The sequence below is a fragment of the Mesobacillus thioparans genome, from assembly GCF_965138835.1.
Lineage (GTDB): Bacteria > Bacillota > Bacilli > Bacillales > Cytobacillaceae > Mesobacillus > Mesobacillus thioparans.
Map to the genome: position 1 here is coordinate 167180 of NZ_CBCSFH010000008.1, position 24685 is coordinate 191864.

Sequence of the window (24685 nt, forward strand, 5' to 3'; positions counted from 1 at the left end):
TTATTCAAAAACAATAACTGCTTTTCGTACTTCACCCGGATTCTTTTCGACGAATGAGAACACTTCTTTTACCTGTTCTAACGGGAACTGGTGGGTGATAAAACCATTTCCCTTTACTTTTCGCTCATTAAGCAGTGAGACAACTTTTCCAAACTGGTCCGTCTGCAGACGGGAACCAACGATCGTTACTTCCTTTTTCGTAATCGGCAGCTGAGAAATCTGGGATGGACGCTCATCAAATCCCAGCACCACGACAGTGCCTGCCGGAGAAACAACATTCACGCCCATTTCAAAAGTAGAAGGAAGACAAACTGCGTCAATCACAACATTCGGCCCTTCTCCATCTGTTAGCTCCTTGACCTTCTCTTCGACGGATATTTCACGTGCATTGATGACTTCATCCGCACCATTTTCCCTGGCGAATGCCAATCTTTCTTCTTCAAGGTCTGTCATGATGACTTTTGCACCTTGGAGCTTTGCCATTTTCAAGATGCAAATCCCGATTGGACCTGAGCCCTGAATCAATACAGTATCCGATTCCTGGACGTCTCCGCGCCAGACTGCCTGGGCGCCAATCGTCAATGGCTCTGCTAAAACCGCCTCATTCCAATCAAGTTCTGCATCTACAACATGCAGCTGTCTTTCCGGCAATACAAAGAATTCGCGCATACCGCCGTCTTCATGGACACCAAAAACAGAAAGAGATTGACAGACGTTCGGACGTCCTTTGCGGCATGCATAGCACTCGCCGCAATATTGGATCGGTTCCACCACGACATGGTCTCCCGGCTTCACACCTTTTACACCAGAACCAACTTCAACCACTTCCCCGGCAACTTCATGGCCAGGGATTCGCGGATAAGTGGCGAGCGGATTAGTGCCATGATAGATATGCATATCAGAACCGCAAATACCAACACGTTTGACTCTTACAAGAACATCCTCTGGATTCTTAATCACAGGCTTTTCTAAATCCTGGATTACTAGTTCCATAGCTTCTGGAATTTGGACTGCTTTCATTTTTAAAACCACCTATTCAAATAGACTTGGTAGATAAAGAGATACTTGAGGCACAAACGCTACAAGCAGCAATACCGCCAGGCTGACGCCAATGAACGGAATAAGTTCCTTCGCAGCCTTCCCGATTGAAACCTTACCAATTTGAGAAGCAACGAACAGACACACACCCACTGGAGGTGTAACAAGACCGATGACCAGGTTAAGGACCATCATGACTCCGAACTGGACAGGGTCCATTCCAACCTGTGCCGCGACAGGCATCAGTACTGGGAACAGGATGACAAGCGCAGCGATTGTCTCCATGAATGTTCCAACGAATAACAGCAAAAGGTTGATCAACAAGATGACGACAATAGGATTTTCAGAGATTCCCAGGATGGCATCTGCGACTAATTGTGGGATCTGCTCACTGACCATGATCCAGCCAAACAGGTTTGCGAATCCTACTAAAAGCATGATGGATGCTGTCGTTGTCATAGAGGACAGCATGATGCCAGGAATCTTTTTCAGCGGCAGTTCTTTATAAACAAAAATCCCGATAACAAGTGCGTAGATCACAGCGATAATGGATGCTTCTGTCGGCGTGAAATAACCGCCAAGGATACCCCAGAGAATTATAATCGTCATGAAAAGCGCCCAGAAAGAGCCCATGAAGCTTTCCAATATCACTTTCAGGGATTTTCTTTCCCCCTTCGGATAATTCCGCTTGACGGAAATGATATAAGTAGGAATCATCAATCCGATTCCAAGCATCAATCCCGGAAGCGCTCCAGCTAAAAATAAATCACCAATCGAAACAGATGCGAGAGTACCAACAATGATCATCGGAAGTGAAGGAGGAATAATCGGGCCGACAGTCGAAGATGAAGCCGTGACTGCAGCGGAGAAACCAGCCCCGTAGCCTTCCTTTTTCATCGCTGGAATCAGGATGGCACCGATACTTGCTGTGTCCGCAAGCGCAGTTCCGGAGATTCCGGCAAATCCCATGGAAGAACCAACATTCGCCAAGCCCAACCCACCTCGGATATGCCCGAAAAGGTTATTCGCAAATTTGATGATCCTGTCTGTGATTCCTCCAGCGTTCATCAGGTTTCCGGCAAGGATAAAACCAGGAATACAAAGCAGTACAAAGGAATTCAGTCCGGCAAACATTTTTTGAGGAATGATTGTTAGAGGAATATCCGCCAGGAACAAATAAAACAAGGAAGACAAACCGAGGCTAAATGCAACCGGCACGCCTAAAAAGATCAGGATGATAAAAGATATGAACAGTATGGCCGCCATTATATTCCGCCTCCATCGATGTCTGACTTAAAATCTTCTTCGTTACGAATCAACTTAATAATTTTTACAATTGAATAAAACGCTAATAGTACTGACATAATCAGGATTGCCGCATGGACTACAGACATTGTGAACGGCATTGTTGCTGAGGTTTGTGTACCGACCAGCGTGAAGTCGTAGCCTGTCTTGATCATTACTCCGAATAGCACGATTAACACAACATAAATCACGATTTCATAAAAACGTCTGAAATTATGTGACATCTTCGCCAGGATCATATCAACATTTATATACTCTCCACGGAGCAATGCCAGCGGAGCACCAAAGCAAATGGCATATATGAATAAGTACCTAGTCAATTCTTCAGTCCAGATGGCTGTGTAAGGCAGATAGCGGGACATGATTTGAATCATCACGACTACGATAACACCAGCAAAGCTGATCACAGTCAAAAAAGCCAACAGAGTATCCAGCCATTTACGTATTTTCATGTTTTCATCCCTTCCTTAAAGGAAAGGCACGGCCGGCTATGACAGCCGGGCAGTGCCTTCATCAAAATTACTTCGTTTCAAGGATCTTTTCGTATAGTTCATATTGCTCTGGCTTCAGGGATGCCTTGATTGCCGGGATCATTGCTTCACGGAATGCATCCTGGTCCACATCGACAAACTTCATGCCTTCGCCTTCAAGGTCTTTTTCAATTTGAGCGATTTCTTTGTCGTACAATTCTTCACCATATTTTTGGGCTTCAGCAGCTGCTTCTTTTACAGCTTTCTTCTGGTCGTCATTCAGGGAATCGAACTGCTTGTTGCCAACAAGGATGTAGATCCAAGAGTAAACATGTTCCGTACGGTTCACATAGTCTTGAACTTCATATAAAGCGCCGCTCTTGATCAAATCAACAGGGTTTTCCTGGCCATCGATTACACCTTGCTGAAGTCCAGTGAACACTTCATTGAAGTCCATTACCTGCGGCTTGGCGCCAGCAGCTTCCCAAACCTTCAGGAACAATGGCACGTTTGGTACACGCATGCTGAAGCCTTTTAGATCTTCTGGTGATTTGATTTCTTTGTTGGATGTCAGGTTACGCGGTGCGCGTGTATGATAGTACAAAGGTGTTAAACCAGCTTTTTCAGTGATTTCTGCTTCGATTTCCTTACCAATTTCGCCTTCGACAACTGTCTTAACATGGTCAAGATCGCGGAATGCGTACGGTACAGCCATCAATGCAGCTTTTGGAGCCCAGTTTTGCAAAGTCTCTCCGGAAATAACCATGTCAGCTGTTCCAGACTGGATTGCGTTGATTGTGTCTGTCTCTCCGCCAAGTGAATTGTTAGGATAGATGCTGATATCAATGCTGCCATCAGTCTTCTCTTCAACAAGTTCTTCAAACTTCAATGCTGTTTTGTGCCAGATGTGATTTTCGTCAGCAAGATGGCCAAACTTCCACTTGATGACATCCCCTTTGCTTTCTCCGCCTGCTTTTTCAGAATCACCGGAACCGCAAGCTGTCAATAAAAGTGATGCTGCCAAAATACCTGATAAGAACTTTGCTTTTTTCATGAACTATTTCCTCCCCTTTGTTTACAATGATTTATTTTTTTAAAAATTGATGCACAGTAGAAGCAATGGTAATCCCATTTTGAAGATTTTTTTCTTCGTTCATCTGCTCAATCTCACCAGGTACGAATACTTGTGAGAATCCAGGAGCAGGCGGTGCCTGCCGAATTTCTGCCATCATCTGGTCCATGTTTTCCAGGAATGAATCAGCATCGGTAAAGAATGCCGGATTGATGGCACAGAAGTAATGGCCTAGCTTGCGCTTTTTGTCCAGATCGCCGTACATCTTGGAGATATGAGGTCCGAATGCCGCGCCTGCAAGCAATCCGGAGAAGATGTCTACAATCATGGACAGCCCATAACCCTTAGGGCCGCCGAATGTCTGAAGTGCGACTACTTTGGCTGGATCTGTAACGGTTTCCCCGTTCTCGTTTACTCCCCAGCCAGGAGGAATTTCCTTGCCTTCTTCCTTGTATTGAAGAATTTTGCCAAGTGCTACATTCGATGTTGCCATATCGAGAATGAACGGCTTGCTTGTTTTGGCCGGAACTCCATATGCGATGGGGTTCGTACCAAGGAACGCTTCCCTGCCGCCGAATGGCACGACGATTTTATCCGTATGGGTCATCGCGATACCAATCAGGTTCTGTTCTGCTGCTTCCTGGACAAAATAGCTCAGGGCGCCGCAGTGGCTGCTGTTGGTGGCGGTTACCATCCCGATGCCATTTTCCTTCGCCATTGCGATTGCCTGTTTCATTGCAACATCTGCGATGACATGGCCAAAACCATCATCCCCGTCGACCACTCCTGTAACAGGTCCTGTCTGGTTAAATTTGATGTCTGCGTTTGGATTGATGCCGCCAGCATTCAGGCGGTTCACATAATGTTCAGTACGCAAGACACCATGTGAGTTAACATTTCTAAGGTCGGCATGGACAAGGATTTCAGCTACTTTTTCTGCGTGTTCCTTGTTCAGTCCCGCTTCGCTAAGCTTTTTTACAGCTAGTTCTTGTGCTTCTTGATGTGGAATGGTTACTGTTGACATTCCTTTCCCCCCCTATTCCAGATTGGAATGTTTCTTTACTAATTCTTCGTTCGTCTTTCCTTCTGCCAGGCTGTCGATAATCGCCGCATCCAAAATGAGATGTGCTGCCTGGTCGAACTGGTTTCCAAGCGGCTGGATCGTTTCCGGCTCATCCGTATGACGATATTTCGTTGCGGCCGGGATTCTCACCCCGCCTGATATGAATGGAAGCTGGAGTGCTTCTTCATTTGTCGTGATCATGAATACTGTAGCACCGGCACGATTGGCGCTTTCAGAAATGTTCAGTGCCTGTGCGGTTTTTCCAGAACCTGAAAGCACTACTAAAATATCAGTCTCCTGAATCGCTGGAGTTGTCGTTTCGCCGACAACATATACCGTCTTGCCGCTGTGCATCAGCCTCATGGCAATGGCTTTAGCTACAAATCCTGACCGGCCTTCTCCTGTAAAAAAGAAACGGCGATCTTCTTTTAAAAGCTGGACGAAGGATGAATACTCTTCTGCATGTACGTTCAAGCAAACTTTCTGCATTTCTTCTAATACAGCTGCGATGGTTTCCATGACCTGCACCCCTCCTGGTTAGCGTTCAATGATTGATTCATTATTGATAAAAGCGCTTACTTCCTCGAGGTATGGAAGGCCTTCATTATCGCCCGATACTGTGGTGACCAGGGCGCCGACTCCATTGGCAAAACGGAGAAGATGCTCGGGAGTGAATCCATTTAGCCAGCCGTAAATATAACCGGAGTCGAATCCATCTCCTGCGCCTACCGTATCGATCGGAGTGATCTTAAAGCCTGGTGCTTCAGTCCATTTGCCGTCGCGGTAAAGTCTCGACCCTTTCTCTCCATCTTTGATGACCAGGTCGCTGATTCCATATTGATCGGCAAATCTGGAAAGCTCTCCTTCTGAATCCTTGCCAATGATCAAACGGATTTCATCAAGTCCAGTCAGCAGAATATCTATATCCGGAAAAATTTCTTCATACGCTTTGCGTGCTTCTTCAATTGTCCAAAGCTTCAGCCTGATGTTCGGATCGAATGAAACCGGAATGCCTTTCTCTTTGGCAATCTCGATCATTCTCTTAGCAACCTTAAGGTTATTCGAATCAACCGCCAGGAAAACACCTGTGAGATGAAGCAGGTTCACATTTTCAAACCATTCGGCTTTCACCTTTTCAGGAGTCAGGGTCGTAATCGGTGAATGGTAACGATAGTAGAAGGTTTTGCCTGATCCATCTCCATTGATCTCCTTGAAGTTCAAGGAAGTCGGATAACCTTCAACCAACTCAACTTCGGAGACATCCACTCCCTCACCGCGAGTGAAGTTATAGATGACCTTGCCGAATTCATCCTTGCCTAACCTGCTTACCCACTTGCTTCCTAGTCCCAGTCGGGCACAGCCAATCGCAAAATTCAGCTCCGCACCTCCGACCTTCCGGTTAAAACTTTCTACAAAGCGGAGGGGACCTTGAACGGATGGATTGAAGGTAATCATTGCATCTCCAATCGTCATGACTTTATATCTTTCTGGCATTGTTCTTCTCTCCCAACACTTGTACTGATGCCCGCTCGATTAAAACAGGGTCGTACCTTCTAACTTCATATGAATCTTCCAATTTCCCTTCAGCGATCAGATGGAACAGCTCTTCTGCTGCTTCCCTGCCAATCTGGAAAGTTGGCTGTTTGATAGCTGAAATTGGTGTGGCGGCGATTTCCAGGAAATCAGAATCATCCACCGCGATAACGCTTACATCCTCGCCAACTTTAAGATTCTGTTTTCTTAGGAACTTAAGCAATTCAATCAAGGAAAGATCATTGGTAGCAAAAAATGCTTCCGGTCTGTCTTCCTGCTTCCATAGTTTTTCAAGCGCAGGGCCGATATCTTTCCGGTCAGCTGCTGTAATCCAATCCTCGTTTGGAGTGATTCCGTTTTCCTCAAGCGTTCGCTTGAATCCGGTAATACGCTCGACCCTTGGAGAAACCTTCTGGGTAATGGACATGGATACAGCACCAATTTTATTGTGGCCTTTTTTGAGGAGCTCCCTTACCGCGATTTCTGCCGCTCTTTCATTGTTCAGCATCAATGTTGGATAAATCGGCTGCTCTATTTTTCTATCAACGAATACAACAGGGAAATTTGATTGTTTGAGCTCTTCGTATAAACACTTATTGTCAGCAGTCGGGAAGATGATCAAGCCGTCAACCTGCTTTGCAAGAAGCATGTTGATATACTCCCGTTCCTTTTCCGGATTGTCATCTGCATTGCAGACAAACATATGAAAATGGCTCAACTCGCAAGCATCTTCGATAGCACGGATGATTTCCGTCGAAAACGTATGAAGGATATTCGCAACAATCACCCCAATGGTAGACGACCTTTTCTGCTTCAAGCTCTTCGCTACGAAATTCGGTATATAGCCAAGCTCCCGAATCGCCTCTTGAATGCGCTTTCTCGTAGGCTCTGCCATAAACTCGTATCGATTATTTATGTATTGTGAAACAGTGCTTTTCGAAACACCCGCTTTTTCAGCAACATCCAGCATAGTTACTTTTTTCATAGAAATCCCTTCTTCTACACCACTAAACCGATTTAGTAAAACGGTTTAGTAAACCGGTTTAGTGACAGTATAAATGAAACCCCTTTCAAAATCAATCTATTTTTTCAAAAAATTTAAAATTAATCTTTCACTTAGATACTTTGAGGTATTGATAACCCGAATGTGGCTGGCACGCCTTATAATCAGTGAAAACTTTCCCTTGGATGAAGAGGGTTAAGGCAACTGAGTTTTATTTTTTACCGACTTGCTTCGTAAAAGGATTGAAACCTCTACTTGTTAGCAGTGATTAATATCCGGACTGAAAGGAAGTTTGATTTATATCTCCCAGAACTAGGGATAAAGAAATAAACTCCTACTCTCTTTTTCCCTACCAAAATACCAAAACTAAGTAATCCATTTAGTTCCTTCCTCTCATTTATTTCGCAAATCGAAATATTCGACAAATTACAGCAACATCTTTCTATTAAACTTATTAAGATAGCAATGAGACAGTTTATTAGTTTAAAGGAGTGATAGATTAATGAAAAACAACAAAGTAATGACTGGACTAAGTGTATTGGCATTGTGTACGGCTCTCACCTCACCGGCACTAGCAACTAATTCGCCAAACGGAAATCTTTACAATGAAAACCAGGTTTATTCAGTAAATGGCTATACTGATTATGCTGAAATGGTCAAACGCCTCCAGCAAATCGAAGCAAATAGCCAGGGGAAAGTTGCATTGGAGGTTGTCGGCCAATCAAACCAGGGGCGTGATATTTACCAGGCTAGAGTCGGAACTGGTGATAAAGTTGTCCTGATTGAAAGTGAAATCCATGGAAATGAGAACACTGGAACCGAAGCGCTGCTCAGCATGCTTCAATACCTTGGATCCAGCAATTCACCAGAGGCACAAAAAATTCGTGAGGAAATCACTCTGGTCACTCTGCCAAAGATGAACCCTGATGCCTCCGAACTTGATCGCCGGGGCAATGATATGTCATGGGAAGATGTTATCGAAGACTTCCCTCAACTTGCTGATGCAGCAGGCCCTTCATGGAATTATTATAATAACCGGATACTTCAGGACAGAGATTACAATGGCAGACCTGGATTCGATGTAAACCGGGATTTCAATCCTGACCTTAATTATGTTCCAAAAGCAGAAGATATCCCAGGAACCTCAAGTGATCCAGGCTGGTACATCACCCCAGAGTCACAAACCGTCCGAGATGTTTATAAAAAACTTCAATCCGAGTTCGGGAAAGTAGATGTGTTCATCGACCTCCACCATCAGGGTCAATATTATGTGGAAGGAACAGACAATCTTGTTACCATGTCCCTTTCTGCAGACTTCGTTCCGGACCCTGGCACTACAGAAGGGGCCAAGTACGCCGAGTATAAGGATAATTACAATTTCGAGTATTCCAAACAGCTTAACCTAGCTGCCTACAATGCGCTCCAGGCACTCGGGGAAAACTCACCGTTCAATAATATCTCCCTATACCAGCAAGACCTGGACCTGCCTGGTACCGCACTTGGTAGCTTCGCATTGAATGGAAGCGGCACAGTCCTCTTTGAAGTAAGAGGCCAATCGCACTCGTTGGGCCAAAAGAAAAAAGGACAGCTGGTTAAGGCTGTCGAGACAGGATTGTATGGAATCATTAATGGAGTCGTAGATGGCTCGGTAGAGGAGCTCGACGCGGCTGAATATGATAACATTCCAGCCACTGCTTATTCACCAGGTTTATAAGAGGAATGCGAGAAAAGCGGAGAGGTGAATTCTCCGCTTTTTTATGAGATGGATTTGTGTTCTTCCTCTAGACGCAAATAAACCTCTCTGGATTCTGAATAAAACTCATGTCTGTATGAGCACCTTTGTTAAATTAGAAACTACCTTTGATTTAGCCGAAACGAAAAGAATGCTCAGCAGTCAAATTGGGTTGCTATGAACACTTTGCTATGAACACTTAATTCGTACATTCAATTTCCATTATTGAAATCTTATTGTTTATATCCAACCTTGATATGCATATATTGCAATGTTTCATCTCCTGAAATCACATGAAAGAATGGCGTCACCTGTTCCTTTTTATTTTGTTCCAGGAATTCCAGCAATAAGGCGTATGCCACCTGCGTATTCTCCTCGAACCGATTATGTATGGTTATAGAGGCCGTATTTTCAATACTGAAGTAACTATGAAAGAATTGGTCTTCCAGAAGATCAATGAAATCCTCTCTAATAGGAATAAAGAATTCGCCATTTATCACTTCATCAAAAGGAACATAATTTATTGAGTAAAATAACGGTCCCCTTATAGATGCTTTTTGCTGTGCTACATCATTGATAAAATCTTTCATTACCTCGTCCATTTCCTGATAATGAAAACGGTATTTTCTGGAGATGACATTTTTGTACCTAATATGGTCCTGAGGATTAATCACGCCAAACCCCCTCTTTTTTAATCGGAGCATAAATATCTATGATTCCTTCTCCATAGACGTCCAAATAAATATTGTAGAATGGGTCAGTGAGTTCTAACTGATTGTCTTTCGCAGCCATACGCAGCAATTCGTAAGCATCCTCTATGTTTTCATCCAGATCCGCGTGCCTAAAGGTCAATCCATCTTCAATCCTGAAAGTATCATAGTATGTATATTTATCATCCTCCGACATTTGTATCGGTTCATTAACCGGTAAATAAAATGTATACTCTGCCTCACCAATGGTATCAGTCACCTTTTTTACTTGATATATGATAGGTCCTGTACCATATAAGCCGTTCATTATTACAGCATTTCTTAATTCTTTAGCAATTGAAGGCCACTCATTTTCCTTACAGATGCTCTTCGTACTAATGACATTGTTAAATATAATGGGACATCGCTTTATTCTCATATCTACCCACCCCCTTACTTCCTTCGTTTACGCCTGGGAACAATGAAAGACTCAAATTTAAATTTACCGTAGGTTAAAAGTAAAAATTCTGGCCAGGCAATCGCTATTCCATATTGCAACACTACACAAAGAAGAAGAATGAGAAACATGCCAAAGCTGCCAGCTGCATCTGAAAAAGATCGGACAAATGCCCCGACAATCATTGTTGCCGCAAAAATAATTGGAAGACTGACATAGCCCTTTGATGCTTGAAAATTATAAAGGCCTTTTCCTTCTTTTTTTAGTTCTCCCTGTTTAACCCTTTTGATCGCCCGAATAGTAGATAATACTAAGAAAACAAAGCCACCAGCCATCAAAATTAAACCTGTATTGGTTAAGTAGTCTGGTGTGCCAAAGGTTGTCTCTGTAACAGTAAAATAAAACAGATACATATCAAGAGATACTTTGATCACTACAATACTCACAATAATAGATTGCAGTTTTTGAAGACTATAAGCTATTGGTTCAAGTGTAAAGAAGAGAGCAAGCCCTAATTGAATGAATAAAAGAATCTTTGCAATATCCACAGCCATAGTTAAGAACGGACTTCCATCGAATCCGCTTTTTGTAAGAACGTAATTCGGGATCAATGTCATAATTGCACTTACTACCAAGCTTGCCCAAAACCAAACTGAAATACCGTCTGGACGCAAGCGATCATACGCAGCGACTTTAATTTTAAAAAAATCTGCTTCATTACTATTTTTCTCCATAATGATCCCCTATCCAAAAATTTCTCCTAATGTATTGCCTATTTTATTTAAAGAGTCTTTAACAGTACCCTCTATTTTATCGACAGAATCGCTAACAAATTCTTTGCTAGCATCTGTTACGCTCTTGCCTCCTAAAATGTCGAATTTCCAGTTCATGGCCAGATTGATGCCTGCCCCTGCCGCTGCGCCGACTACTGTACCTACTGGCGGTATAAACAACGACCCGAATGCTGCTCCCGCTGCAACTGATCCAATTCCAAGCGTCGCATCGACACCTGTATCAACCACAAACTTCTTTAAACTTTTTTCCTCATAAGCATCCTTCATATTTTCTCCAACCATGATTAGGGTCCCTGCAACTCCTAAAGCCTTACTTAGTTTCACATTACCGGCAGCCTCCCGGAATCCTTTAAAATTAAAATCTTCCCAGAGTGCTTTTGTATTATCGACAAATGATTCACCAAAAGTTTTGCCCCACACCTTTACTTTATTCTGGCCTAACCTCTCAATATACTTGTTGAGATCGCTGAAGCTCGTATTGGAATACTTATGGCGAGCCTGCCTGAATGCAGCATTATTATTTATATCATCGTTGAAGCTGTCATATAAGGCTATGCCACTATTGACCAACCTATTTATATATCCCTTTTTCCAGTCTCCCGCCTGTCCGCCTAACTTCTCCATCAGCAGGTTTCTAATGGCCATATAACTGCTGGGTTGATACCCTTCATTAACTAGCTTAACAAATACCCTTCCGTTATCCTTGAACAATTTAAATTCCACATTATCAGCTAATTTAAGGAGATTTTTCATCGCAGCATAAAATGCATAACCACCCATCGAAGCTTTTGTTGCCTCCCAGAAGTTTTCTTTAAAATACTGCCACGACTCATTATGTTGTCTCTTACTTTTAACTTTCAGAGTCTCTTTGCTTTTTCTTAATACATATTTTTCAGCATTCCAATAGCTATCCATCGATTGATTAACGAATACTTCCAAACCTCTTATTTTTTGCTCCAACGAGTCAAATTTAGCGCCTGCTTTATTGAATTTACCGTTGAGGTTTGTTCTGGATAAAATTTTATGATCAATACTCGCCCTAACTGATAGTATAGAACTTTCCAGATTAGTTACTCGGGAAAATACACTTTTAACTTGTGGGTTAAGATTCATAATGTCATCAACATCAATTTTTATTTTTGACATGAAGGCACCCCTCTGAAAGCTTGTTATTAAATGCAATGATATGTATCTATATAACTACTCGATTTAGTAAATTAAGGTAATTACTTATTAATATCATACAGGATAAGTCTCATAGTCAATTTAAAAACCTTGAAAACTGCATATGAATAGTTAAATTATGTAATTAGACCTACAACATAGATTATCCTGATTTTTGAAATTAGTCCCACAGTTTCGTTTTTGAAGATTGAGTTGGCTTTTCAGCAAAAAAGGGGGTACCTAAAAGGAAAAGTAACTACTTAAGCTAGATGAATGGAGAGACATAATATCATTAATCTTTTCAATAAAAATTAAAAGCAATTCTACTTCTGATCAATCAGTATCACATGGAATGGATTTCATACAATATCAAATTGCCGGTGACCAGCTGTGGCGAATAAAAAGGAAGCAAGGGACATCCCCTGCTTCCTTCTCCCTAATACCCCGTCTCCACCATCCGAACAAAATCATCCAATGTATGTTCTTGCAGGATCATAATCCGCGGCAATTCATAGCGGTTACTTTGATCCGTGCTGATCCCTCCGCCTACTTTGAATGCGCCTTTGAATCCTAATTCTTCTAAAACGGAGATTGTATCGGCATTATAGCTTCCATATGGATAGGCAAAGGTATTTGTGGTTTTTCCTGTTAGGTTTTTAAGGAATTTTGTTGCTTCATTGATTTCTGTGTATTGCTGCTCCCTGCTTAGGTCCGCGAGGGCTGGGTGGGTAACTGAATGGTTCTGGATGTCTATTCCGTTTTCCATGACGGTCAGAAGCTCGTTTGAAGTCATGTTCCAGCTTCCGTCCACCCAGGTCGAGACTGTGAATTGAGTCGCCTTCATCCCGTATTTCTGCAGGACTGGATAGACATACGGATAGAAATCATTCGAATTGTCATCAAAGGTAAGCAGAATCGGCTTCTTTGGCATAGCGGCTTTCTTATCCAGAATGTTGAAATATTGCTTCATTGTTAAAGTGCGATAGCCATTTTCATGAAGGTAGGCCATATGCTTTTCAAATTCTTCCAGGCTGAATTGATAGGGATTATTTGGGTCTGGATCAGGCTTTACCACATGATAGAGCAGGACTGGAATTTCTACCTGTTTCGTTTGTTTAGCATTGACTGGCAGCTGGTGTTGGGTACTTGCGATTAGTAATAGAATCAAAGCCATAAACAGTCCTTTAAGTTTTTTCATCTGCATTCCCTCTTATTTTTGGCTGTCCACACTTTGTTGTTTAAAACAACAAAGTGTGGGCAGGAAATCCTAAGGAAATCAAAACTGCAACCTATTCATTTTGCTTTCTAGTCAATAATAGCCCAAAATGCAGGCTTAACATTGTATTCATTATCAAACACAAATGGTGCGTCCACTCCAACACCGTCATTGTATTCTTCTGCACGGTCATTCAACCACGTATGATTATCGGCCACACCCCAGAATGTCACGCTGCTGATCTTGTCTCCCAGTTTTTCATATAGCTGGAATAACTGGTCATAGCGTTCTGCCTGGCGTTCGAATTCACTTGCAGGAATTTCATCATATGAAGGATATGCAGGTCTTGGCGGCCAGCCATAAAGGCTAACATCCAGCTCTGTAATTTGGTTATCAAGGCCTAACCCGGCAAACATATTAATGGAATCCTCGATTTCCTTAAGAGATGGCCAGCCGATTTGGATATGTGCCTGGTGGCCGACTCCATCGATTGGAACACCCTCTTCAACCAATTCCTTCACCAGATTGTACAAGTGAGTTCTCTTCGGTTCCACCTCAGTGTTATAATCATTGATGTAAAGCTTGGCATCCTTTGCGGCAAATCGATTCGCTGTTTCAAAAGCTACTTTAATATAATCTGTTCCAGTGATTTGATACCATGGTGATTCACGCAAGCCTTCTTTATTAGGAGCGTACTCATCAATGACTTCATTGACTACATCCCACGAGCTAACATCATTTTTATAACGCTTGACAATGGTTTTGATATGAGTCTCCAATCGTTTTAGCAATAGCTTTTTATTTTTTTCTCGCTGTTTAGGATCTGTTTCATCGACCATCTTGTTTCCTTCTTTATCAAGGAAGAACCATTCAGGGACTTGACTGTGCCACACAAGATTGTGGAACCTCAGCTCCATGCCGTTCTCTTTTGCAAACTTGACGATTTTATCTGCTTCCTCGAAGGTGAACTTCCCTTCTTCCGGCTGGATATTAATTGGTTTCATGACATTCTCGGCAACAATGCTGTTAAAATGGCGTTTTAGAATGGCAGCGTCCTTCCCTTCAAGCATGGACGGCTCAACAGCTGCCCCAATATCGAATGAATCTGCATACCTTTCATGTAGTTCAACATCGACATCCAGTGCACTGACCGGTTCAGCTGCTGCTGCACTGGATAGTCCAGCAGGTAAAAATAGGGCTAAAGCCAATCCAGTAAGAAATGGTTTACGCAATACTTTTAACATGTTAGGAATTCCCCTCTTTCTAAAATTGTTTTTGCATTTTTTACAGGCCTGACGAATTCTCCCCCCTCATTAGTTTGCTTTGCCAGGATCAAAAGAAAGGGCTTTCATAGAGGTGTAAAAAATTTTTTTAGCAGCCGTTACCTGACGTATGTAAGATTATAACAGCACAAAACTTAGTTTATCCACTTAATAAACTAATAATTTAAATTTTTTTATGAAAATGATAAAATAGAACTAGATAGATTCTGATTTTTATATAAACTCACCTAAATTTTATATAAACTCACCTAAAATAGACATCTCACCAGTTAACACGATAGAAGATATAATAGTAAAACAACTACTAATAGCAAAGAAAGGCGAAACGCCGTGCTGAATCAACTAAAAAAATGGAACACCTTACGCAACCAGATTCTATTTATCTTTTTGATTGTCATGATCATCGTGTTATTGATTGTAAGCCTTCTAACATTAGGACAAGTCTCGGCATTGCTGCAGAACAATGCGGAAAAGCAAATACAACAGGTAGCGATTGAAGCCAACGGGCGAATTGAATCTCTATATGAGCAGATCAATATGAACTCAAAGCTTGTGATAACAGATGAAGAGGTTCAAAGAATCCTAACGGATGTCCATGACGGCAGAAAAGTATCTTTCGAAGACAGGCAGCGTTTAATGGGACATATCAACAGGATCATCGGGAACACGGATGGCATTTTTTCCTTTCAGCTGTTTTCTGATAAAAGGCAGAGGGTCCTCCCCCTTGATGAGGACGAGTTAAGAAATCGAATCGGCAAAAAGTGGATTGAGAAAGCGAACAAGGCAAAAGGCCGAATTGTTTGGATAGGTGAAGATCCAAATGACAAGAACTATTTCCTTGCCATTCGAAGAGTCAATCTAATGGAAAGACAATATAAAAGCGGCGGTTATCTTTTAATCAGCATTAACCGGGACCATTTCCATTTTGCGAATGAAAAATATGACAACGACCAATACTCGATTCTATTGGATCAATATCAAAATCCGATCATCCAAAATTATTCTGGTGATATCAAAAGCATTATTGAAAGCAATGAAAACAACGTAAAGCTAAATGAGCGGGACTATATCGTAACAAAACAATTATCCAAAATTACGGGCTGGACTGTCTATATTTTAACCCCTGTCAGTGAACTGACCGAAGGAATGTCCTGGATCCGGAATGGCATCATTTTATCTGGGGTTGTGGGCCTGATCATTTTTTCCATCAGTTCCTTCTTCCTATCAACCCTTATTACAAGTCCAATATTGAGATTGACCAAAACCATGCGGCGTGCCGGAGATGGTTCATTAACACTGAATCCTGAAGTGTACTCTGTAAATGAAATCAATGAATTAAACAGTACCTATAACCAGCTGGTGAAAGAAACGAACCATTTGATGCAGATGGTTTATCAGAAGGAGATTCTAAGAAGCCAAAGTGAATTGAAAGCGCTCCAGGCGCAAATCAACCCGCATTTCCTCTTCAACACGCTGGATGCGCTTCATTGGTCACTTGATGAAAAGGATGAAGAAGAGCTTGCTGAACTGGTTGTCGCGATGTCGGATTTATTCCGTTATACCATTACAAAAGAAACCGATGATGACTGGGTGTACCTGAAGGACGAAATCAAACACATCAGCGACTATATGGAAATCATGAAAATGCGCTTTGGCAACCGGCTGAAATGGCATGTTTCAGTCCCGGAAAAATATGAGCATATCAGGATCCCTAAGCTGATCATTCAGCCATTGGTGGAAAACGCAGCCCTCCATGGAGCTGGAAATAAAACAGGAAACTGCCAGATTTCTGTCATCGTTGAACCCGTCGAAAACAAAGAACGGGTTCGTATCATCGTAAAAGATGATGGATCCGGGATGGACAAGGAGCGGCTATCACAGATTGTCCAGTCAATCGAATCCGGCGGGACATCCTCTGCGAGCGGAAAAGGAATGGCCCTTTCAAATGTCTATAAGCGCTTAAAGCTATATTACCAGGGCATTTCACATACAGACCTTTTGATAGAGAGTGAGTTAGACAAGGGAACTCAGATTTCATTCGAACTACCGATTGAGGGAGGCGAGAAGGATGGTATCTAAAAATATTTTGATTGTGGATGACGAGCCAAGAACGAGACAAGGCTTGCAAAGAACACTGGAAAGCTGGAACAACGGTGAATACACCATCCTCACTGCAGAAAGCGGTGAGGATGTCCTGCGGGTCGCCGCGGAAAGAAAGATTCATATTTTACTATCCGATATCCGGATGCCGGAAATGACTGGACTTCAGTTATTGAAAAAACTGAAAGAAAACGGGATGGCCCCAGTCGTGATCGTCATAAGCGCCTACTCTGAATTCGAGTATGCACAGCAAGCTTTAAAGCTCGGTGTCGTCAATTATCTTTTAAAGCCCATCGGGAAAAAGAAACTGATTGAAGCAGTCGAGGATGCTGTGAAGATCATGGAGAAACAAGAAAGGGCCGGGCTGATCGAAAAAGTGGTCGATAAAAAAATAGTCGATGCCAGCACCAAGATGGATTCAACCAAAGATACCATCCGCAAGGCCATGATCTATATTGAACGGAACCTTAAGGAAGAATTCACGTTGAAGGATGTTGCTGCACATGTCCATCTGAATCCTAGCTATTTCAGTGTACTTTTCAAGGAGCAGGTCGACCTAAATTTCAGTGAATATGTGACCAGACGAAGGATTCAGCGCTCAAAGGAATTAGTCCTTTCCACTACCCTCCCTATTAATGAAATAGCAGAGGAAGTCGGCTATAAAACCGCAAAGTACTTTATTAAAATCTTCAAAGAAATAGAGGGTATGACACCAAGTGCGTATCGAAAAACAGAAAATGAAAGGGCTTTCTAAAAATAGTAGTATTTTTCCTAATCATAGTTGCCTATTTTGATTTTCTCCCTGGTGTTAGACTTTAACTGTAGCGAATAGACACACATACATTAAGGGGGTTTTGGATTGATGAAAAAGAAAGCGTTTTCCTCTGTGATGACCTTGGCACTGGCAGGCGGGCTAATTTTGGGAGGCTGTTCTTCCTCTACTGGTTCCACAGGTGACTCGAAGGCATCCAGCGGAGATAAAACTGTCGTGAAAATGATGCATCTATGGCCAGAAGGAAGTTCAAATGCACAATACACAATTGTCGATGACATTATCAATGCTTATGAAAAAGAACATCCAGATGTAGACATCCAGACCGAAATTCTAGGCAATGAGCAGTACAAAGAGAAAATCAAAGTATTATCTGCTTCAAATGAACTGCCGGACGTTGGCATCACCTGGGCGGCTGGATATATGAAGCCTTTCGTTGATGGTAAAATGTTCGCTCCATTAGATGACATTGCTAAAGAAGACAATTTCGTTGCCGGTACGCTTGATGCTTTCTCAGTTGACGAAAAGCCATACGCTGTACCTCTTGAATTGAACATCACCCCTGTTTATTACAACAAAGAAATTTTCAAGAAATATAACCTGGAAGCTCCAAAGACATATGACGAGTTCCTGAAGGTTGTCAAAACACTTGCTGATAACAAAGTAACTCCGATCACTTTAGGAAATAAAGACCGCTGGACTGGCTCCATGTGGTATATGTACCTTGCTGACCGCATTGGCGGACCAGAAGCTCTGAACAATGCAATCAACCGTTCTGGAAGCTTTGAAGATCCAGCTCTTGTCAAAGCAGCGAAAGAAATCGAAAAGCTTGTCAAGATGGGCGCATTCGTCAAAGGCTACAACGGCCTGTCCAATGATGAAGCAAAAGGATACTTTATGAATGAACAAGCTGCTATGTACTTGATGGCAACATGGGAGCTTCCAAACTATACAACAACTCCTGATGTTTCTAAGGAATTCAAGGACAAAATCGGTTACTTCAAGTTCCCAACCTATGAAGGCGGAAAAGGCGATATCGACAGCTATGTAGGCGGACCTGGTGTAGGACTTTTCGTATCTGAACAATCAAAGGTGAAAGACGAAGCGAAAGAATTTGTCTCCTACCTGGTGGAAGAATGGGGCAAGCGTTCTGTAGTTGATGCTGGTGTCATCCCTGCTACAGTCGTTGATACATCAAATGGCGAGCTTCACCCAATGTACATTGACATCCTCAATGACCTAGGAAATGCGACGAACCTTACTCTATATGCAGATGTTCAAATGTCTGCCGGCGTAGCAGACGTTCATTTGAACCAGATTCAAGCATTATTCGGCGGACAAACAACTCCTGAAAAGTTCGCAAAAACGCAAGAAGAAGCACTTGCTGCGGAGAAATAATACTTGCTTAGAAAGAGGGCATATTGCTGATGAATATGCCCTCTTCTTTATAGAAAGGAAGGCGGCTGCAACATGAAAAATGTTATGTCGAATAAATACGTGATCGCCCTTTATACGCTCCCAGCATTACTGCTGATCCTCGCCCTTATCTATATTCCAATTGTTTTATCAGGCTACTATGGCTTCATGGACTGGGACGGAATCGGCGAGAAGACATTTGTTGGGCTGGATAACTATATCACCCTTATCCAGGATAAAATGTTCTGGACAAGTACCTATCACTCTTTTCTTTTAGCTATATTCTCTACAGCAAGCTTGCTGCTGTACCTGGCGATTTCGCTGGTTTTAGCCAGTAAAATCAAAGGTTCGGATTTATTAAGGAAAATTTATCTGATTCCGATGCTATTATCCTCAGTCGCCATCGCCCAGCTTTGGATGAAGATTTTCGATCCAACGAACGGGATGGCCAATAAATTACTTGAAATGTTCGGTGTCGAAAACACTCCAATTTGGCTGGCAGACCCTGAAATCGCGCTATATGCGATTTTCATTCCGATTATCTGGCAGTTTGCAGGATTTTATATTCTGATCTATTATGCTGCATTAAAGAATGTGCCAGATGAAATCATTGAAGCAGCGAAAATTGATGGCGCCAGCTCATGGCAGATTGCTTATAAAATCAAACTGCCCCTGATCTCCGGAGTCTTTAAAGTGACCATCATGCTGGCAGTAGTCGGATCATTGAAATATTTTGATTTGATTTATGTTATGACCGGCGGAGGCCCTAACGGAGCCAGTGAAGTAATGGCCTCCTACATGTATAAAGAAGCATTTAAATTGAATAATTTCGGTTATGGAAGTGCCATTGGCTTTGGACTATTGGTGATCGCACTCTTCATGACCTGGTTAATTTCGAAATTAACGAAATCTAAAGACGATGTTCAATTTTAAGGGAGTGATATAGAATGAGTCAGGTTAGTACACAACCAGCAGCAACAACCTTTCCCGCCCCTCAAAAAATAAAGAAGTCTTACTTGAACAAAATCGGATTTGGATTTCTTTATCTGATATTAGGGTTATTTGCTGTCATTCAAATTTACCCATTGGTATGGCTGTTGTTCTTTTCTTTAAAAACTAATCAGGAAGTATTCGGGATGTCACCTTTCTCGCTGCCTCAAGATCCGCAATGGGGCAACTATACAAAGGCCTGGACTTCCGGAAACATTGGGGTCTACTTCTTCAACAGTGTGTGGATCACCGTTTTATCCGTTTCTCTTACGATCATCCTGGCCAGTCTCGTGACATTTGCCGTTACACGGATGAGCTGGAAGCTTAGCGGCCTTGTTCTGGGACTGTTCCTGGTGGCTTATATGATTCCACTGCATTCGACCTTGATTCCTTTGTTCAATATGTATAATAGTGCTGGTCTAATTAATAGCCCTGTATCGATTGTCTTATCGTATACAGCATTCAACCTGCCTTTAACGATTATGATTTTGCTCGGCTTTTACAGGACATTCCCGCGTGAGATCGAAGAAGCGGCGGTCATGGACGGATGCTCGGTCCACCGGATTTTCTTCCAGATCACCCTGCCGATGACGGTACCTGTCCTGTCAACAACTGCAATCATCAATATGATCTACAACTGGAATGAATTCGTGTTTGTGAACACCTTCATCAGTTCAGACAACTGGAAGACGCTGACGGTTGGGATCAATAACTTCGTAGGCCAATACTTAACAGATTGGGGAGCAATTGGAGCCACTCTAGTAATCAGTATTGTACCAATTCTTTTAGCTTTCTTGTTCTTGAGTGACAAGATTGTTGAGGGGATGGCTGCTGGATCTGTGAAGGGTTGATATGGGAGAAGACAGATACAAAAGGATTCTTTTGTATCTGTTTTTTTATGCAAAAAAAGTGAACCCAATGGCATCATTGGGTCCTTTTAACGACTAATATTTTTACTCGGCTACTCTTCTTTTCCTGTCCATCTTCCCGAAGACGAGATAGGCTGCGGACATGATAATCGCTGCTATGAGGCTGCCTCCAAAGAAGAAACCTAATGCGGGGATGAATTTCACCACAAATAACACGGCAGCGATTCCTGCGATCATCACGATATTTTCAATCGGGCTGATCAGCATCATCAGGAATGAATTTTTGATCATCTGGAACCATTTCAGTTCAAAATGGACGTACACCGGGAATAGATACAATACGGTCATGATGGCGGCAAACATGAACAAATAGATGGGTATTTGAATCACACTTGAAAGTCCAGTCACTGACTTTTCCACGAAAACCAGGTTGAAGACAATCAGCCCAACTACCGCAGCCACGAGCAATCCTAATCCATTGCTGCGGAAAAACTCTGATTTCCAGGTTGTCCAAAAGGTCCGGAATATCGGGATCTCCGTCTCCCCTTTCAGCCATTTGCGAATGATCGTAAACATCGCAACCGTCGCCGGGAAGAATCCCAGGACCATGAGCCCCGCCAGCGAAAATCCAATCCATAAAAGATTTATGTAGGCAAATTTCGTAATCCATTCCGTAGCGACAAAAGCCCGGTTTGACAACGTATTCATCGAATCCCTCCAACCACAGTCCAATCATATTTCCTCATAGCACACTCATTAGCTTGTAAGGGGCTTAAACCAGAAAACTTATCTGGAATAACCCCTTGATAATATTATAAAACAGTTGGACTAAGCATCTACCGTTTAAAATCAAAAAAGAAAGCACAAAATTTACATTTGTGCCCCGATTGCTTTTTGATTTAGTTAGAAAATATACCATTTCTAGCTCTAAGATTCCCTTATGCGGCTCTTTCCTTCTTTATAAGGGTATCTTTATCGGCTAATGGTACCCTTATGTAGCTCTTTTCTCTCCCATAAGGGTATCTTTCCGGGCTAATGATACCNTTATGTGGCCCTTTCCTTCNTTATAAGGGTATCTTTATCGGCTAATGATACCCTTATGTGGCTCTTTTCTCTCCCATAAGGGTATCTTTCCGGGCTAATGATACCCTTATGTAGCTCTTTTCTCTCCCATAAGGGTATCTTTTTCGGCTAATGGTACCCTTATGTGGCCCTATCCTTCCTTATAAGGGTATCTTTATCGGCTAATGGTACCCTTATGTGGCTCTTTTCTCTCCCATAAGGGGATCTTTCCGGGCTAATGATACCCTTATGTGGCCCTTTCCTTCCTTATAAGGGTATCTTTATCGGCTAATGGTACCCTTATGTGGCCCTTTCCTTCCTTATAAGGGTATCTTTATCGGCTAATGGTACCCTTTTGTGGCTCTTTTCTCTCCCATAAGGGTATCTTTCCGGGCTATAAAAGTATCAATAAGGCCCCCTGATAAAATCCTTAACATTCTCCTGATAAAAACGCTGGATTGTCTGCAGTTCTTCTTCTGTGAATGGCTTTGTTTCCAATGTTCCGAGATTATCCTTTACTTGATCTATGTTTTTAAATCCAGGTATGATGCAGGTAATTTCTTTTTGGTCGAGAATCCAGCGCAATGCTGCACTTGCCATCGATTGGCGGTCTTCGGCAATCCATTTCAGCTGGTCGGCCAGCTCAACGCCTTTTTTAAATCCAAGACCGGCAAAGGTTTCTCCGACATTAAAGGCTTCTCCATTTTCATTGAAGCTGCGGTGGTCATCTTCTTCAAATACATGCCCAGCCGTAAATTTACCTGTCAGCAGTCCGCTTGCAAGCGGCAATCTCACCAGCAATCCTACCCCTTTTTGATAGGCCTGAGGGATCAGTGTTTCCAGCGGCTTCTGGCGGAACATGTTAAAAATGATCTGCAGACTTTTAACGTTCGGGTTTTCGAGGCTGATCAGCCCTTCTTCCACCGTTTCGACACTGACTCCATAGTGACGGATTTTCCCCTCTTCCTGGAGACGGTCAAGCACCTCAAAAACACTGCCATCCCGCAATATCTCTGTGGCCGGGCAATGAATCTGATACAAATCAATCGCTTCCCTGTTCAAGCGGCGAAGGCTATCCTCACAATAAGCCCTCACTGTTTCATATCTGTAGTTTTCCGGATCGAATATATCACCCTGGCGGCAGAACTTTGTCGCGATATGAATCTGGTCTTCCTTGCCTTTGGTGGCCTTCGCTAACAACTCTTCACTATGGCCGTCACCGTAAACATCGGCTGTATCGAAGAAATTGACACCCTGGTCAATTGCGTACTCCAGGGACCTTAACGCTTCTGCATCATTGGTCTTTCCCCATGAACCGCCGATTGCCCATGTTCCAAAGCTCACTTCACTGATCTTGATTCCGGTATTTCCTAACTCGCGATAATTCATTACATCATCTCCTTATTCCAATCCAAATTTATATCTTGTGATTGATGAATACATTTCTCCTTTTTCCAGAATCATCGATGGAAAATGAGGGTGATGGATGCTATCAGGGTAATTCTGTGTTTCCAGACAGATTCCCAAATGCTTTCGGGAAGGTACACCCCTGAAGTCCCCCTCCGCTTTTAAAGAGTTCCCTGAGTACACGACAACAGCAGGTTCATCCGTTTCAACCGTCAGTGTACGACCGCTATCAGAATCCTTCAATACAATCTCATGATCATGATTTGCATCCAATAGAAAAGGATGGTCATATCCGCGGCCCACGAGAACATTTTGGGGGTGATCCGATTCAGCTCCCCTTTTTATCGTACCACCTTTTGTAAAATCAAATGGCGTTCCTTCGACATCCAACATACTGCCGGTTGGCAGGAATTCCTCATCCAGTTCAAGAAAACGCGAACTTTTCAGATACAAGGAATGATCTAAAACATCCCGTTTCAAATTGCCGCTCAGGTTAAAATAAGCGTGGTTCGTTACAGTAAGCAGCGTTTTTTGATCTGTTTGCGCCCGATACTGGATAGATAATTCATTGTCGTTATTCAGTCTGTAAGTTACTTCTATGTACAAATTCCCCGGATGGCCTTCCTCGCCATCCCTGCTTAAATAAGAGAAAAGAACTCCACCGTCAAGAATCTTTGCATCCCAGACGACCTTGTCGAAACCCTTTAATCCACCATGAAGATGGTTGCTGTTATCATTTTGGGCCAGTGTAAAATTCCTGCCATCCAGTTCAAAACTGCTGCCTTTAAGGCGACCTGCAACACGTCCTACAACGGCTCCAAGAAAATAAGGATCTTTCAGATACTCATCAAGTGTGTCATGGCCGAGAACAATGTTTTCAAGTTGCCCATCTCGATCAGGGACATTCATTTTCGTGATGATGCAGCCATAATTAATGGCCGTCACTTCCATCCCATGATCATTTTTAAAAGTGAATGAATGCACAGGCTGGCTGCCAATCTGGCCGAACTTCTCTTTTAAAACTTCCATGCAGATCCTCCTCTCTTTTTAAAAGGCTCTTTTCTCAAACTTTGTTGCTATTGCCTACAAAATAGGATTGAATTACCTAAGATTAGTCACACAATTAACGCTTATTATGAGAAAAGAGCTTGCAAACTTAGTACCGACATACAAAATGACTATTAACACGTAAAAATCGGCTTTAGGATTTTAACAACAATCCTTACGAAAAAAGCCTTTGTAAAAGAAAG

At 42.5% G+C, this 24685-nt stretch carries 23 protein-coding genes; 6 read left to right on the plus strand and 17 right to left on the minus strand.

Features of this window, described 5'->3' with window-relative positions; genetic code table 11:
- The 8 genes from ACNAZ4_RS14615 to ACNAZ4_RS14650 all read right to left on the minus strand — a co-directional run bounded on the left by ACNAZ4_RS14615 (nucleotide 1) and on the right by ACNAZ4_RS14650 (nucleotide 7466).
- Complete coding sequence (locus ACNAZ4_RS14615; RefSeq protein ID WP_415815402.1) at nucleotides 1-1020, minus strand: zinc-binding alcohol dehydrogenase family protein; 1020 nt, start codon at nucleotides 1018-1020, stop codon at nucleotides 1-3.
- Between the two features lie 12 nt (nucleotides 1021-1032).
- Entirely contained in the window at nucleotides 1033-2307 is a 1275-nt protein-coding gene (locus ACNAZ4_RS14620; RefSeq protein WP_415815479.1) for a TRAP transporter large permease, read from the minus strand.
- On the minus strand, nucleotides 2304-2795 hold the full coding sequence (locus ACNAZ4_RS14625; protein WP_415815404.1) for a TRAP transporter small permease: 492 nt from the start codon (nucleotides 2793-2795) through the stop codon (nucleotides 2304-2306). The genes ACNAZ4_RS14620 and ACNAZ4_RS14625 overlap by 4 nt, the downstream gene beginning before the upstream one ends.
- Before the next feature lie 67 nt (nucleotides 2796-2862).
- Nucleotides 2863-3867 (minus strand): TRAP transporter substrate-binding protein, encoded by a 1005-nt coding sequence (locus tag ACNAZ4_RS14630; RefSeq protein ID WP_415815406.1) that lies wholly within the window; start codon nucleotides 3865-3867, stop codon nucleotides 2863-2865.
- A 31-nt stretch (nucleotides 3868-3898) separates the two neighbouring features.
- Nucleotides 3899-4909 (minus strand): ureidoglycolate dehydrogenase, encoded by a 1011-nt coding sequence (gene allD, locus ACNAZ4_RS14635; protein WP_415815408.1) that lies wholly within the window; start codon nucleotides 4907-4909, stop codon nucleotides 3899-3901.
- A gap of 12 nt (nucleotides 4910-4921) precedes the next feature.
- The gene (hxlB, locus tag ACNAZ4_RS14640) at nucleotides 4922-5467 is read right to left on the minus strand and encodes a 6-phospho-3-hexuloisomerase (protein ID WP_415815410.1); all 546 of its coding nucleotides are present in this window, start codon (nucleotides 5465-5467) and stop codon (nucleotides 4922-4924) included.
- An 18-nt stretch (nucleotides 5468-5485) separates the two neighbouring features.
- Nucleotides 5486-6442 (minus strand): sugar kinase, encoded by a 957-nt coding sequence (locus ACNAZ4_RS14645; protein WP_415815412.1) that lies wholly within the window; start codon nucleotides 6440-6442, stop codon nucleotides 5486-5488.
- Nucleotides 6426-7466, minus strand: a complete 1041-nt coding sequence (locus ACNAZ4_RS14650; RefSeq protein ID WP_415815414.1) for a LacI family DNA-binding transcriptional regulator — start codon at nucleotides 7464-7466, stop codon at nucleotides 6426-6428. The genes ACNAZ4_RS14645 and ACNAZ4_RS14650 overlap by 17 nt, the downstream gene beginning before the upstream one ends.
- 520 nt (nucleotides 7467-7986) lie before the next feature.
- Here ACNAZ4_RS14650 and ACNAZ4_RS14655 point away from each other — a divergent pair.
- Entirely contained in the window at nucleotides 7987-9198 is a 1212-nt protein-coding gene (locus ACNAZ4_RS14655) for a M14 family zinc carboxypeptidase (RefSeq protein WP_415815416.1), read from the plus strand.
- Nucleotides 9199-9449: 251 nt separating this feature from the next.
- Here ACNAZ4_RS14655 and ACNAZ4_RS14660 read toward each other — a convergent pair whose 3' ends face one another.
- From ACNAZ4_RS14660 to ACNAZ4_RS14685, 6 genes are all read right to left on the minus strand, one after another.
- The gene (locus tag ACNAZ4_RS14660; RefSeq protein WP_415815418.1) at nucleotides 9450-9890 is read right to left on the minus strand and encodes a DUF5085 family protein; all 441 of its coding nucleotides are present in this window, start codon (nucleotides 9888-9890) and stop codon (nucleotides 9450-9452) included.
- Nucleotides 9883-10344 (minus strand): DUF5085 family protein, encoded by a 462-nt coding sequence (locus ACNAZ4_RS14665; protein ID WP_415815419.1) that lies wholly within the window; start codon nucleotides 10342-10344, stop codon nucleotides 9883-9885. Before ACNAZ4_RS14665 ends, ACNAZ4_RS14660 begins: the two co-directional genes overlap by 8 nt.
- A 14-nt stretch (nucleotides 10345-10358) precedes the next feature.
- Entirely contained in the window at nucleotides 10359-11096 is a 738-nt protein-coding gene (locus tag ACNAZ4_RS14670) for a hypothetical protein (RefSeq protein WP_415815421.1), read from the minus strand.
- Between the two features lie 9 nt (nucleotides 11097-11105).
- Entirely contained in the window at nucleotides 11106-12302 is a 1197-nt protein-coding gene (locus tag ACNAZ4_RS14675; protein ID WP_415815423.1) for a hypothetical protein, read from the minus strand.
- A gap of 454 nt (nucleotides 12303-12756) precedes the next feature.
- Nucleotides 12757-13518: a polysaccharide deacetylase family protein gene (locus tag ACNAZ4_RS14680; RefSeq protein WP_415815425.1), complete on the minus strand. Its 762-nt coding sequence runs from the start codon at nucleotides 13516-13518 to the stop codon at nucleotides 12757-12759.
- A gap of 107 nt (nucleotides 13519-13625) precedes the next feature.
- A complete protein-coding gene (locus tag ACNAZ4_RS14685) occupies nucleotides 13626-14780 on the minus strand; it encodes an endo-1,4-beta-xylanase (protein ID WP_415815427.1) in 1155 nt (384 codons plus the stop codon).
- A gap of 369 nt (nucleotides 14781-15149) precedes the next feature.
- Between ACNAZ4_RS14685 and ACNAZ4_RS14690 the strand changes: the two genes are divergently transcribed.
- From ACNAZ4_RS14690 to ACNAZ4_RS14710, 5 genes are all read left to right on the plus strand, one after another.
- Complete coding sequence (locus tag ACNAZ4_RS14690; RefSeq protein WP_415815429.1) at nucleotides 15150-16898, plus strand: sensor histidine kinase; 1749 nt, start codon at nucleotides 15150-15152, stop codon at nucleotides 16896-16898.
- Nucleotides 16888-17673 (plus strand): response regulator transcription factor, encoded by a 786-nt coding sequence (locus tag ACNAZ4_RS14695; RefSeq protein WP_415815431.1) that lies wholly within the window; start codon nucleotides 16888-16890, stop codon nucleotides 17671-17673. Before ACNAZ4_RS14690 ends, ACNAZ4_RS14695 begins: the two co-directional genes overlap by 11 nt.
- Before the next feature lie 108 nt (nucleotides 17674-17781).
- Nucleotides 17782-19089 carry an extracellular solute-binding protein gene (locus ACNAZ4_RS14700; RefSeq protein ID WP_415815481.1) on the plus strand — a complete coding sequence of 436 codons (1308 nt, stop codon included), beginning with the start codon at nucleotides 17782-17784 and terminating at the stop codon, nucleotides 19087-19089.
- Nucleotides 19090-19161: 72 nt separating this feature from the next.
- Nucleotides 19162-20040 (plus strand): carbohydrate ABC transporter permease, encoded by an 879-nt coding sequence (locus ACNAZ4_RS14705; protein WP_415815433.1) that lies wholly within the window; start codon nucleotides 19162-19164, stop codon nucleotides 20038-20040.
- Between the two features lie 14 nt (nucleotides 20041-20054).
- Nucleotides 20055-20948: a carbohydrate ABC transporter permease gene (locus ACNAZ4_RS14710; protein WP_415815435.1), complete on the plus strand. Its 894-nt coding sequence runs from the start codon at nucleotides 20055-20057 to the stop codon at nucleotides 20946-20948.
- Nucleotides 20949-21050: 102 nt separating this feature from the next.
- Here the strand turns inward: ACNAZ4_RS14710 and ACNAZ4_RS14715 are convergent, their stop codons facing one another.
- The 3 genes from ACNAZ4_RS14715 to ACNAZ4_RS14725 all read right to left on the minus strand — a co-directional run bounded on the left by ACNAZ4_RS14715 (nucleotide 21051) and on the right by ACNAZ4_RS14725 (nucleotide 24464).
- On the minus strand, nucleotides 21051-21674 hold the full coding sequence (locus ACNAZ4_RS14715; protein WP_415815437.1) for a YesL family protein: 624 nt from the start codon (nucleotides 21672-21674) through the stop codon (nucleotides 21051-21053).
- A 759-nt stretch (nucleotides 21675-22433) separates the two neighbouring features.
- Nucleotides 22434-23417, minus strand: a complete 984-nt coding sequence (locus tag ACNAZ4_RS14720) for an aldo/keto reductase (RefSeq protein WP_415815439.1) — start codon at nucleotides 23415-23417, stop codon at nucleotides 22434-22436.
- A 12-nt stretch (nucleotides 23418-23429) separates the two neighbouring features.
- Entirely contained in the window at nucleotides 23430-24464 is a 1035-nt protein-coding gene (locus tag ACNAZ4_RS14725) for an aldose epimerase family protein (RefSeq protein WP_415815441.1), read from the minus strand.
- Between the last annotated feature and the right edge of the window lie 221 nt (nucleotides 24465-24685).